The 11,391-nt window shown below is 69.6% G+C and carries 11 protein-coding genes and 1 tRNA gene; 8 read left to right on the top strand and 4 right to left on the bottom strand.

Annotation, left to right across the window (positions count from 1 at the left end; translation table 11 throughout):
- Positions 1-419, bottom strand: a 419-nt coding sequence (locus tag BGO22_RS12525; RefSeq protein ID WP_286851092.1) for an AAA family ATPase, incomplete at its 3' end; no start/stop codon positions are given.
- 233 nt (positions 420-652) lie between these two features.
- Between BGO22_RS12525 and BGO22_RS12520 the strand changes: the two genes are divergently transcribed.
- From BGO22_RS12520 to BGO22_RS12485, 8 genes are all read left to right on the top strand, one after another.
- A complete protein-coding gene (locus tag BGO22_RS12520; protein ID WP_070398324.1) occupies positions 653-1,414 on the top strand; it encodes an MHYT domain-containing protein in 762 nt (253 codons plus the stop codon).
- A 50-nt stretch (positions 1,415-1,464) separates the two neighbouring features.
- Positions 1,465-2,685, top strand: a complete 1,221-nt coding sequence (gene dapC / locus BGO22_RS12515) for a succinyldiaminopimelate transaminase (RefSeq protein ID WP_070398323.1) — start codon at positions 1,465-1,467, stop codon at positions 2,683-2,685.
- 61 nt (positions 2,686-2,746) lie between these two features.
- On the top strand, positions 2,747-3,580 hold the full coding sequence (gene dapD, locus BGO22_RS12510) for a 2,3,4,5-tetrahydropyridine-2,6-dicarboxylate N-succinyltransferase (RefSeq protein WP_070398322.1): 834 nt from the start codon (positions 2,747-2,749) through the stop codon (positions 3,578-3,580).
- A 125-nt stretch (positions 3,581-3,705) separates the two neighbouring features.
- A complete protein-coding gene (locus BGO22_RS12505; protein ID WP_070398716.1) occupies positions 3,706-4,866 on the top strand; it encodes a PilT/PilU family type 4a pilus ATPase in 1,161 nt (386 codons plus the stop codon).
- Positions 4,866-6,038, top strand: coding sequence for a succinyl-diaminopimelate desuccinylase (gene dapE, locus BGO22_RS12500; RefSeq protein WP_070398321.1), 1,173 nt, complete (start codon positions 4,866-4,868; stop codon positions 6,036-6,038). The genes BGO22_RS12505 and dapE overlap by 1 nt, the downstream gene beginning before the upstream one ends.
- 8 nt (positions 6,039-6,046) lie before the next feature.
- The gene (prmB, locus tag BGO22_RS12495; RefSeq protein WP_139146970.1) at positions 6,047-6,916 is read left to right on the top strand and encodes a 50S ribosomal protein L3 N(5)-glutamine methyltransferase; all 870 of its coding nucleotides are present in this window, start codon (positions 6,047-6,049) and stop codon (positions 6,914-6,916) included.
- On the top strand, positions 6,913-8,871 hold the full coding sequence (locus tag BGO22_RS12490; protein WP_070398320.1) for an ABC-F family ATP-binding cassette domain-containing protein: 1,959 nt from the start codon (positions 6,913-6,915) through the stop codon (positions 8,869-8,871). The genes prmB and BGO22_RS12490 overlap by 4 nt, the downstream gene beginning before the upstream one ends.
- A gap of 82 nt (positions 8,872-8,953) precedes the next feature.
- Positions 8,954-9,199 carry a GlsB/YeaQ/YmgE family stress response membrane protein gene (locus BGO22_RS12485; protein ID WP_070398319.1) on the top strand — a complete coding sequence of 82 codons (246 nt, stop codon included), beginning with the start codon at positions 8,954-8,956 and terminating at the stop codon, positions 9,197-9,199.
- Positions 9,200-9,294: 95 nt separating this feature from the next.
- On the opposite strand, the gene BGO22_RS12480 is transcribed toward BGO22_RS12485, so the two are convergent.
- The 3 genes from BGO22_RS12480 to BGO22_RS12470 form a co-directional block, all read right to left on the bottom strand.
- A tRNA-Lys gene (locus BGO22_RS12480) sits at positions 9,295-9,370 on the bottom strand.
- A 38-nt stretch (positions 9,371-9,408) separates the two neighbouring features.
- The gene (locus tag BGO22_RS12475) at positions 9,409-10,230 is read right to left on the bottom strand and encodes a tRNA threonylcarbamoyladenosine dehydratase (RefSeq protein WP_286851088.1); all 822 of its coding nucleotides are present in this window, start codon (positions 10,228-10,230) and stop codon (positions 9,409-9,411) included.
- Positions 10,227-11,345 carry a YeeE/YedE family protein gene (locus tag BGO22_RS12470; protein ID WP_070398318.1) on the bottom strand — a complete coding sequence of 373 codons (1,119 nt, stop codon included), beginning with the start codon at positions 11,343-11,345 and terminating at the stop codon, positions 10,227-10,229. Before BGO22_RS12470 ends, BGO22_RS12475 begins: the two co-directional genes overlap by 4 nt.
- Positions 11,346-11,391 lie beyond the last annotated feature (46 nt).

Raw genomic sequence — 11,391 nt, 5'->3', positions numbered from 1 at the left:
GCGCGCGGGCCCAGGCCGGTGCCCAGGAACACGTCCTGCACGTCGCGCCGGCGCACGGGCTGGTTGTTGATGTAGTAGCTGCTGGTGCCGTCGCGCGTCAGCACGCGCTTGACGGCGATCTCGGTGAACTGGCCCCATTGGCCGCCGGCGCGGTGGTCGCTGTTGTCGAACACCAGCTCCACGCTGGCGCGGCTGGCCTGCTTGCGGCTGGTGGTGCCGTTGAAGATCACGTCCTGCATGGACTCGCCACGCAGCTCGGAGGCCTTGGATTCGCCCAACACCCAGCGCACCGCGTCCATGATGTTGGACTTGCCGCAACCGTTGGGGCCCACCACGCCCACGAGTTGGCCGGGCAGCATGAAGTTGGTGGGTTCGGCGAAGGACTTGAAGCCGGAAAGCTTGATGGAATTGAGGCGCACGGCGGTCCGGGTGAGGCGGCGTTGGCGGGAGGCGGCGGTCCGGCGGGCGGACCGTCGCGGGATGATACCTGCGGGGCTATTGGGGCCCTGAACGGCAGCGGGGTGCGGTTTTTAACGGGACGTTTTAACGCCCGCCGCCTTGGGGGCTGGGTAACAGCTTGTTTCACTGGAAGCATGCCAACAGAATCGGCGGCGCCCTTTCTGAAAACCAAGTCATCACTTCGCGCCCGCCCATGAACACCATCGTCAACACCTCCTGGGACCCCGGCCTCATCGCCCTGTCGTTCGCCTTCGCCGTCATCGGCTCCTTCGTGGCCCTGAGCGCCGCCACCCGCCTGCGCAACCGCCGCGGCGCGCTGGACTGGAACAGCGTGTTCACCGTCGGCATCGCCCTGGGTGGCGTGGGCGTGTGGTCCATGCACTTCATTGGCATGCTGGCCCTGCAGATGGACGTGGGCAGCAGCTACTCCATGCTGGAAACGATCACCTCGCTCGTGGCCGCGGTCCTGGCCACGGCCGGCTCGGTGGCCTTTGCCGCGCGCCGGCCCGAGAGCTTCACGCGCCTGCTGAGCGCCGGTTTCCTGCTGGGCATGAGCGTGGTCGTCATGCACTACCTGGGCATGTTCGGCCTGAAGATCTACGGCTTCATCACCTGGGACATGGCCCTGGTGGCCGCCTCCATGCTGATCGCCGTGGTGGCCGCCACCGCCGCGCTCTGGCTGGCCTTCAACAGCAAGACCCTGGCGCGCCGCCTGGCGGCCTCGGTGGTGATGGGCATCGCCGTCTGCGCCATGCACTACACCGGCATGGCCGCCGCCGAGTTCGTCTGCACCACCGGCGAACGCGCCGCGATCCCGCAGGGCGCGGGCTTCATCTCGGCCTTCCGCCTGCCGCTGCTGGTGATCGCCACCACGGTGATGCTCACGGTGCTGCTGTCGCTGGACCAGATCTACCAGCACCTGCGCGGACGCACCCTGCGCGCGCAGCGCGCCTGAGGGCCGGGGACGGCCGGGGGTATGCCCCGCACCCCCGATAATCCCCGGCCATGAACCCCCTGCTCCAGCGGCTGCAGCCCTACCCCTTCGAGCGGCTGCGCCAGCTCTTCGCGGGCGTCACGCCCTCGCCCGCCCACCGCCCCATCAGCCTGGGCATCGGCGAACCCAAGCACGCCGCCCCCGACTTCCTCAAGCGCGCCCTGGCCGACGCGCTGGACGAGGGCCTGTCCAACTACCCCGCCACCGCCGGCACCCCGGCGCTGCGCGAGGCCTGCGCCGGCTGGGTGCGGCGCCGCTATGGCGTGGCGCTGGACTCGGCCACGCAGTTGCTGCCCGTCAACGGCTCGCGCGAGGCGCTGTTCGCCTTCGCCCAGGTGGTGGTCGACCCCACCCGGCCCGGCGCCACGGTGCTCTGCCCCAATCCCTTCTACCAAATCTACGAAGGCGCGACCCTGCTCGCGGGCGCGCAGCCGCACTACGTGCCCAGCGTGGCCGAGCGCAACTTCGCGGTGGACTGGGACAGCGTGCCCGATGAGGTCTGGGCCCGCACGCAGCTCATCTACGTCTGCTCGCCCGGCAACCCGGCCGGCGCGGTCATGCCGCTGGACGAATGGCGCCGCCTGTTCGAGCTGAGCGACCGCCATGGCTTCGTCATCGCCTCGGACGAGTGCTACAGCGAGATCTACTTCCGCGACGAGGCGCCCCTGGGCGGCCTGCAGGCCGCCGCGCAGCTGGGCCGCAGCGACTTCCGCCGCCTGATCGCGTTCACGAGCCTGTCCAAGCGCAGCAACGTGCCGGGGCTGCGCAGCGGCTTCGTGGCGGGCGACGCCGCGCTCATCAAGCCCTTCCTGCTCTACCGCACCTACCACGGCGGCGCCATGAGCCCGGTGGTGCAGGCCGCCAGCATCGCCGCCTGGAACGACGAGGCGCACGTGGTGGAGAACCGCCGCCTGTACCGCGAGAAGTTCGCCCAGGTCACCCCGCTGCTGGCCGAGGTGCTGGACGTGGCCCTGCCGGACGCGTCCTTCTACCTGTGGGCCGGGGTGCCCGAGCGCTTCGCCTCGCACACCCCGGGCCTGGGCGCCGACGAGGCCTTCGCCCGCGAGCTGCTCGCTCAATACAATGTGACCGCCCTGCCCGGCAGCTACCTGGCGCGCACCGTGCAAGGCGCCAACCCCGGCGCCGGCAGGGTGCGCCTGGCCCTGGTGGCCGGCGTCGACGAATGCCTCGAGGCCGCGCAACGCATCGTCGCCTTCTGCCGCGGTGGCTGACGCCACCGGCCGCCCCGCCCCCCGCTTTCCCTGAAACCCTGAACCTCAACGCAGCACTTCCATGAGCCAACAACTGCAAGCCATCATCGACACCGCCTGGGACAACCGCGCCACGCTCTCGCCGTCGGCCGCGCCAAAGGAAGTGAGCGATGCGGTCGAGCACGTGATCGCCGAACTCAACAAGGGCCGCCTGCGCGTGGCCACGCGCCAGGGCGTGGGCCAGTGGACGGTGAACCAGTGGATCAAGAAAGCCGTGCTGCTGTCCTTCCGCCTGAAGGACAACGAGATCATGCGCGCCGGCGATCTGGGCTTCTTCGACAAGGTGCAGACCAAGTTCGCCCACCTCAGCGAAGACGAAATGAAGGCCACCGGCGTGCGCGTGGTGCCGCCGGCCGTGGCCCGCCGCGGCAGTTTCGTCGCCAAGGGCGCGATCCTCATGCCCAGCTACGTGAACATCGGCGCCTATGTGGACGAAGGCACCATGGTCGACACCTGGGCCACCGTGGGCAGCTGCGCCCAGGTCGGCAAGAACGTGCACCTCTCCGGCGGCGTGGGCCTGGGCGGCGTGCTCGAGCCCCTGCAGGCCAACCCGACCATCATCGAGGACAACTGCTTCATCGGCGCGCGCTCCGAAGTCGTGGAAGGCGTCATCGTCGAAGAGAACTCGGTGCTGGGCATGGGCGTGTACATCGGCCAGAGCACGCCCATCTTCAAGCGCGACACCGGCGAAATCCTCTACGGCCGCGTGCCCGCTGGCAGCGTGGTCATCAGCGGCGGCCTGCCCAAGCAGACCGCCGACGGCAAGGCCTACAGCACCTACGCGGCGGTCATCGTCAAGACGGTGGACGCGCAGACCCGCGCCAAGACCAGCCTGAACGACCTGTTGCGCGACTGACATGAAACACCCCCGCCGCGCTTCGCGCGCCCCCCTCGAGGGGGCCACCCCTGCGGCCCGGCACAGCCGGTTCCGCGGGGTGCCGCGACGGGGATCCCCCTCGGGCATATGACGAAAGGATGGTCATGAGCAGCGGAACGATGGAGCGCATCCTGCGCCTGATGGCCGAGAAACGCGCCTCCGACGTGTACCTCACGGCGCACGCGCCGGCGATGATCAAGATCAACGGCCAGGTCATCCCCATCAACAGCCAGGTGCTGCCGCCCGAGGCCCCGCGCAACCTGCTGGCCGAGATCATTCCCGCCACGCGCATGGAAGAGCTGCTGGAGACCGGTGAGCTCAACATGGGCGTGCCACTCGACGGGCTGGGCAACTTCCGCGTGAGCGCCATGCGCCAGCGCGGCTCCATCGCGGTGGTGGTGCGCTATGTGCCGGGCGACATTCCCGCGCTGGACACGCTCAACGTCGCGCCGGTGCTGGCCGACCTGGTCATGGAAAAGCGCGGCCTGATCCTGATGGTGGGCGCCACCGGCGCGGGCAAGAGCACCACGCTGGCCGCCATGATCGACCACCGCAACGAGCGCGTCAGCGGCCACATTCTCACGGTGGAAGACCCGATCGAGTACACCTACCGCAACCGCAAGTCGGTGGTGAACCAGCGCGAGATCGGGCCAGATACCGCCTCGCTGCAGGTGGCGCTGAAAAACGCGCTGCGCCAGGCGCCCGACGTCATCCTCATCGGCGAGATCCGCGACCGCGAGACCATGTCGGCGGCCATCGCCTACGCGCAGTCGGGCCACCTGGTGCTGGCCACGCTGCACGCCAACAACAGCTACCACGCGCTCAACCGCATCCTCAGCTTCTACCCGGTGGAGGTGCGCCCCACCATGCTGGGCGACCTGGCCGCCGCGCTGCGCGCCATCGTCTCGCAGCGCCTGCTGCGCACCCAGCAGGGCAACGCGCGCGTGCCGGCCATGGAGGTGCTGCTCAACACGGCGCTGATCGCCGACCTGATCCAGAAGGCCGACTTCTCGGGCGTGCGCGAGGCGATGGAGAAATCGCTCGCCGAAGGCTCGCAGACCTTCGAGCAGGACCTGGCGCGCCTCATCCACGAAGGCCTCGTCACGCGCGAGGAAGGCCTGGCCCACGCCGATTCCCCCAACAACCTGCTCTGGCGCCTGCAGAACGATTTCGAGCACAGCCGCGCCAGTGGCTACGAGGCCGCCGAAGAAGAAGCCAGCGACGCGCCGTCGTTCACCGAGTTCACGCTCGACGTCAAATTCTGATGACCGATACCCTGCGTCTCGCCGAGGCGCTCATCGCCCTGCCCTCCGTCACCCCGCGCGACGCGGGCTGCCTCGATCTGATCGCGGCGCGCCTGCGCGCCATCGACTTCCAGTGCGAGCGCCTGGACAGCGGCCCCGACGACTTCCGTGTCAGCAACCTCTGGGCGCGACGCGGCAGCGGCCAGCGGCCCACGCTGGTGTTCGCTGGCCACACCGACGTGGTGCCCACCGGACCGCTGGAGGCCTGGGCCAGCGACCCCTTCGTGCCCAGCCACCGCGACAGCGCGCTGTACGGCCGCGGCGCGAGCGACATGAAGACCTCGATCGCCGCCATGGTCGTGGCCTGCGAGCGCTTCCTCGCCGAGCAGCCCGACCCCGCCATCGACATCGCCTTCCTGCTCACCAGCGACGAGGAAGGCCCCGCGCTGGACGGCACGGTGGTGGTCTGCAACGCCGCGAAGGCGCGTGGCGAGCGCCTGGACTGGTGCATCGTGGGCGAGCCCACCTCGGTCGAGCGCACCGGCGACATGATCAAGAACGGCCGGCGCGGCACGCTCAGCGGCAAGCTCACGGTCAAAGGCATCCAGGGCCACATCGCCTACCCGCACCTGGCGAAGAACCCCATCCACATGGCCGCCCCCGCGCTGGCCGAGCTGGCCGCCACCGAATGGGACCGCGGCAATGACTTCTTCCCGCCCACCAGCTGGCAGATCAGCAACATCCATGGCGGCACCGGCGCGAGCAACGTCATCCCCGGCACGGTGGTGATCGACTTCAACTTCCGCTTCAGCACCGAGCGCACGCCCGAGTCGCTGCAGGCGCAGGTGGTCGACATCCTGGCGCGCCATGGCCTGCACGCGGGCAGCGAGCACGACCTCGCCTGGACCCTGGGTGGGCGCCCCTTCCTCACCACCCCGGGCACGCTGGTCGACGCCGTGCGCGCCGCCATCCGCGAGGAAACCGGCATCGAGACCGAGCTCTCCACCACCGGCGGCACCAGCGACGGCCGCTTCATCGCGGCCGTGTGCCCGCAGGTGATCGAGCTCGGCCCGCCCAACGCCACCATCCACAAGGTCAACGAGCACGTGAAGCTCGCCGACATCGAACCCCTCACCGCGATCTACCGCCGCACGCTGCAGCACCTGCACGCGCAGGCGCGGCAGACCGCCTGACACCCACCGTGAACCTGCAAGAACTGATGGCCCGGGCCGAAGCCCGCCTGGCCAGCGCCAATCTGGCCTATGGCCACGGCACCACCAATGCCCACGACGAGGCCGCCTGGCTCGTGCTGTGGCGCCTGGGCCTGCCGCTCGACACCGACCTCGACGCACACGCCGCCGACACCGTGGACGCCGACGCGGCCGCCGCCGTCGATGCCTTGATCGAGCGGCGCATCGCCACGCGCGAGCCCGCCGCCTACCTCACGCAAGAGGCCTGGCTGCAGGGCGTGCCCTTTTATGTGGACCGCCGCGCCATCGTGCCGCGCAGCTTCATCGCCGAACTCATCGCCGACGGAGGCATCGACCCCTGGCTGAGCGACGACACCGTGCGCGTGCTGGACCTGTGCACCGGCAACGGCAGCCTGGCCGTGCTGGCCGCCCTGGCCTGGCCCGAGGTGCGCGTGACCGGCGCCGACCTGTCGACCGAGGCGCTGCAGGTCGCGCGCATCAACGTCGACCGGCACGGCCTGGCGGACCGCATCGCGCTCGTGGAAAGCGACGGCCTCGCGGCCTGCCCCGGCCCCTGGGACCTGATCCTCTGCAACCCACCCTACGTGAACGCGCACAGCATGGCCGAGCTGCCACCCGAGTTCCGGGCCGAACCCGCGCTGGCGCTGGCCGGCGGCGCCGACGGCATGGACTTCGTCCGCGCCCTGCTGCGCGACGCGCCCGCGCGCCTGAGCCCGCGCGGCGTGCTGGTGCTGGAGATCGGCCACGAGCGCGCGCACTTCGAAGCCGCCTTCCCCGCGCTCAACCCGGTCTGGCTGAGCACCAGCGCGGGCGACGACCAGGTGCTGCTGCTCACCCGCGACGCACTGGAGGCCGCATGATCGTCGTCCGCGATGTGGTGCTGCGCCGCGGCACCAAGGTGCTGCTCGACCGCGCCTCGCTCACCATCAACCCCGGCGAAAAAGTGGGCCTGGTGGGCCGCAACGGCGCCGGCAAGTCCAGCCTGTTCCGCCTGCTCGACGGCAACCTGCACGAAGACAAGGGCGAGTTCAGCGTGCCCGCGCAATGGCGCCTGGCCCAGGTCGCGCAGGACATGCCCGAGACCGAACTCGACGCCACCCGCTTCGTGGTCGAAGGCGACACCACCCTGCTCGCGGCCGAGCGCGAGGTGGCCGAGGCCGAGGCCAGCGGCGACGGCGAGCGCATGGCCCATGCCTACATGGCGCTCAACGACGCTGGCGCGCACGACGCCACCGCGCGCGCGCAGGCGCTCATCCTCGGCCTGGGCTTCCAGACCAACCAGCTCGATCGCCCGGTCAACAGCTTCTCTGGCGGCTGGCGCATGCGCCTGCAACTGGCGCGCGCGCTCATGTGCCCGAGCGAGCTGCTGCTGCTCGACGAACCCACCAACCACCTGGACCTGGACGCCCTGGTCTGGCTGGAGGCCTGGCTGGCGCGTTACCCCGGCACGCTGCTCGTCATCAGCCACGACCGTGAGTTCCTCGACGCGGTGACCAACGTGACCGTGCACATCGAGCACGCCCAGCTCAAACGCTACGGCGGCAACTACAGCCGCTTCGAGGACATGCGCGCCGAGCAGATGGCCCTGCAGCAGGCCGCGTTCTCGCGCCAGCAGGACAAGATCGCGCACCTGCAGAAATTCATCGACCGCTTCAAGGCCAAGGCCAGCAAGGCCAAGCAGGCCCAGAGCCGCGTGAAGGCGCTTGAGCGCATGGAGCGCATCGCCCCTGTGCTGGCCGACGCCGAGTTCAGCTTCGAGTTCAGCGAGCCGGCCAGCCTGCCCAACCCCATGCTGGTGCTGGACGGCGTGGACGTGGGCTACCCCGGCGATGGCGGCGAGCCGATCACCATCGTGCGCGGCATCCAACGCTCGGTGATGGCCGGCCAGCGCATCGGCATCCTGGGCGCCAACGGCCAGGGCAAGTCCACGGTGGTCAAGACCATCGCGCGCACGCTCGCCCCCCTCGCGGGCACGGTGACCGAAGGCAAGGGCCTGAACATCGGCTACTTCGCGCAGCAGGAACTCGACGTGCTGAGCCCGCGCGACAACCCGCTGGAGCACATGGTGCGGTTGGTGAAGGAGTGCAGCGCGCAAGGCCGCCTGAGCGGCCAGCCCACGCGCGAGCAGGACCTGCGCAACTTCCTCGGCATGTTCCAGTTCACCGGCGATCAGGTCTTCCAGGCCGTGGGCAGCATGAGCGGCGGCGAGAAGGCGCGCCTGGTGCTGTGCATGATCGTCTGGCAGCGCCCCAACCTGCTGCTGCTCGACGAACCCACCAACCACCTCGACCTGGCCACGCGCGAGGCCCTGTCCATCGCGCTCAACGAGTTCGAGGGCACGGTGATGCTGGTGAGCCACGACCGGGCCCTGCTGCGCGCCGTGTGCGACGAGTTCTGGCTGGTCTCGCGCGGCGCCCTGTCGCCTTTCGACGGCGACCTCGACGACTACCAGCGCCACCTCATCGAGATGGCCCGGCAGGCGCGCGAGGCGCAACGCGCCGCCGCGCGCGCCGAGGCCCCCGCCCCGGCCCCCGTGGCCGCGCCGGCGGAGGACCGCCGCGCGGACGCGCAGCGGCAGAAAGCCCTCACCGAGCGCCTGCGTCCGATCAAGAAGGAACTGGCCCAGGTGGAACAGCGCATGGCCGCGTTGGCCCAGGAGCGCGAGCGCCTGGAGGCCGAGCTGCTTGCCGCGCCCGAACCGGCGAAGCTGGCCGAACTGGGCAAGCGCCTGAAGGTGGTGGAGGCCGAGAACGGGACCGTCGAAGCGCGCTGGCTGGAGCTCAGCGAAGCCATCGAGCAAGCGCAGCAGGCCTGAGCCGCGCGTGCCCTAAGCGCGCTACAGTGGGTCCGGGCCGTCGAGAGGCGGTCCGTTCAACATCCCACAGGAGGCTCACACCATGATGTCCATTCTCGGCACCATCCTCATCGGTCTCGTCGCCGGCTTCGTGGCCCGCATGCTCAAGCCCGGCAACGACAGCATGGGCTGGATCATGACGGCCGTGCTCGGCATCGCCGGCTCCTTCCTGGCGAGCTACCTCGGCGCCGCCATGGGCTGGTACGCCCCGGGCCAGGCGGCGGGCTTCATCGCCTCCGTGGTCGGCGCGATCGTGATCCTGGTGATCTGGGGCATGTTCAAGAAGTGAGGCCCTGGCGCCGCGGCCCTCGCGGCGCCGCAGCGGGCCATCGCCGCGGCACAAAGAAAAAGGCCCTGGTCTCACGACCAGGGCCTTCCTGTTGGTGGTAGGACGTGGCAGGCTCGAACTGCCGACCAACGGATTAAAAGTCCGCTGCTCTACCAACTGAGCTAACGTCCCACACGCTTCACAACTTGCGTATCGCTTGCTGCGAAGCCTCAGATTATAGCGTGGTTTCGATGGCTCTCTGAAGGCCGATCGCTTTTTTCTTGCGATGCGTTCGCCAGGGTGTCGAGCAGCCAGCCCGCGGCGCACAGGCCGAAGGTCGCGGTGACCGTGACCACCGAGCCGAAGCCGTGGCAGTTCAGCGAACCATCGCCACCATCGAGCCCACACGACGGGTCCGGCGGCGCCACCGCTTCGCGGCTGAACACGCAGACCGTGTCCATGCGACCCTGGCGCGCGCCGCCGTGGTGCTTGCGCAGGCGGTAGCGCAGTTGTGCCAGCAAGGGGTCGTGCGTGACCTCGGCCAGGTCCGCCAGCTGCACCGCCTCCGCGCGGCGCTTGCCGCCGGCCGCGCCCACCGCCACGAATGGCACCCGCTCGGCGCGGGCCCAGGCAGCCATCGCTGTCTTGGCGCGCACCTGGTCGCAGGCGTCGATGAGGCCGTCGGGTCGCTGGCCTCGCAGCAGGCCAGGCCAGTTCTCGGGCGTCACGAAGTCGTCCACCAGGTCCAGTTCGATGCCGGGATGAAAGCCCAGGATGCGGTCCCGCAGGGCCTCGATCTTGGCCTGGCCCAGCGTGGCGTCCAACGCATGCACCTGGCGGTTGATGTTGGATTCGGCGACGTGGTCGAGGTCGATCAATGTGAGACGGCGCACGCCGCTGCGCGCCAGCGCCTCGGCCGCCCAGGAGCCCACGCCCCCCAGGCCCGCCACCACGCAATGCGCGTCGAAGATTCGCTGCGCGCCTTGCACGCCGTAGAGCCGCCGCAGCCCGCCGAAGCGGCGCTCGAAGCGCTCGGCGTCCAGCGGATTCACCCCGCGCGCTCCAGCAACCACATCTGGAATTTGAAGCCCAGCACCGCGCCACCCACGATGCCCGCGACCGCGATGGCACTCAAGAGGCTGAGCGTGGACAGGCCGGAAAGCCCTTGGCCCACGGTGCACCCCAGGGCCGTGACCCCCCCCACACCCATGAGCGCCGCGCCCACGAGGTGCAGCGCGGTGTCGCGCGTGTCGCGGAAGCCTTCCCAGCGGAAGCTGCGCTCGATGAGCGCACAGAGAAAAGAACCCGCAACCACGCCGAACACGGTGACGACACCGAAGGTCAGCACCTTGCTCTTGTCGCTGAAGAAGATGAACCAGTCGAGCACGTAGGCCATCGGCGCGGTGAAGGTCAAGGCCTCCATGCGGCCGCTGTTGCTGCCCGTGTAGACAGGCTCCAACGTTTCCGGGTGCTCCGGCAGGAAGCCCAGGTGGCCGCTCACCCACCACATGCCCACGATGGTGAGACCGATGCCGATCCCCGCGAGCAGGTTGTTGCCGGTGCGGAAATCCGCGCTGCGCAGGCACCAGGCGATCAGCACGACGCCGATCACCAGCGCGCACAGCAGGCCCACCAGGCCCGGCTCCATGCCCAGGGCCTTGGCCACCCAGGTGGGCAGCGCCGAGCCCGACGGCAGCTCAAGGCTCACGCGGTCGACGGTGTTGACGCGCACCACGCCGAAGATGCCGCGCAGCGTCATGAACGCGGCCAGTCCCATGACGAAGAACACCACCAGCGACTTCAGGCTGCCGGCGCCGATGCGCACCAGCGTCTTGCTGCCGCAGCCCGAGGCCAGCACCATGCCAAAGCCGAACAGGGAGCCCCCCACCAGGGCCGAGAGCCAGAGGAAGCGGCTGCCGGTGTAGAGCGACTGGCTGGTGTCGATCCAGCCCAGCCAGCCCATGCCGTAAAAGCCGATGGCCGCCACGCCCACGGCCATGACCCACATGCGCATGCGGGTCCAGTCGCCCATGTTCACGATGTCGCTGATCGCGCCCATGGTGCAGAAATGGGTGCGCTGGGCGATGAAACCGAACACCGCGGCCACGCCGAAGGCGGCCCACAGCACGGTCTGGTTCAGGGATTGCAGGGTGGCGAGTTCGTCCATAGGGCCGCGATTGTAGGGGCGGCCCCATGGTCCCTCACTTCAGTCG

Origin of the sequence: Hydrogenophaga sp. 70-12 (genome assembly GCF_001897365.1) — a bacterium.
Lineage (GTDB): Bacteria > Pseudomonadota > Gammaproteobacteria > Burkholderiales > Burkholderiaceae_C > Hydrogenophaga > Hydrogenophaga borbori.
Note: the sequence above shows the minus strand (reverse complement) of the source record. Positions and strands in the feature narration are given on the sequence as shown.

What these genes read in the sequence shown, in the direction of transcription:
- BGO22_RS12520 (WP_070398324.1), top strand. Translation starts at nt 653, where the DNA reads ATGAACACCATCGTCAACACCTCCTGGGACCCCGGCCTCATCGCCCTG.
- dapC (WP_070398323.1), top strand. Translation starts at nt 1,465, where the DNA reads ATGAACCCCCTGCTCCAGCGGCTGCAGCCCTACCCCTTCGAGCGGCTG.
- dapD (WP_070398322.1), top strand. Translation starts at nt 2,747, where the DNA reads ATGAGCCAACAACTGCAAGCCATCATCGACACCGCCTGGGACAACCGC.
- BGO22_RS12505 (WP_070398716.1), top strand. Translation starts at nt 3,706, where the DNA reads ATGAGCAGCGGAACGATGGAGCGCATCCTGCGCCTGATGGCCGAGAAA.
- dapE (WP_070398321.1), top strand. Translation starts at nt 4,866, where the DNA reads ATGACCGATACCCTGCGTCTCGCCGAGGCGCTCATCGCCCTGCCCTCC.
- BGO22_RS12490 (WP_070398320.1), top strand. Translation starts at nt 6,913, where the DNA reads ATGATCGTCGTCCGCGATGTGGTGCTGCGCCGCGGCACCAAGGTGCTG.
- BGO22_RS12485 (WP_070398319.1), top strand. Translation starts at nt 8,954, where the DNA reads ATGATGTCCATTCTCGGCACCATCCTCATCGGTCTCGTCGCCGGCTTC.
- BGO22_RS12470 (WP_070398318.1), bottom strand. Translation starts at nt 11,345, where the DNA reads ATGGACGAACTCGCCACCCTGCAATCCCTGAACCAGACCGTGCTGTGG.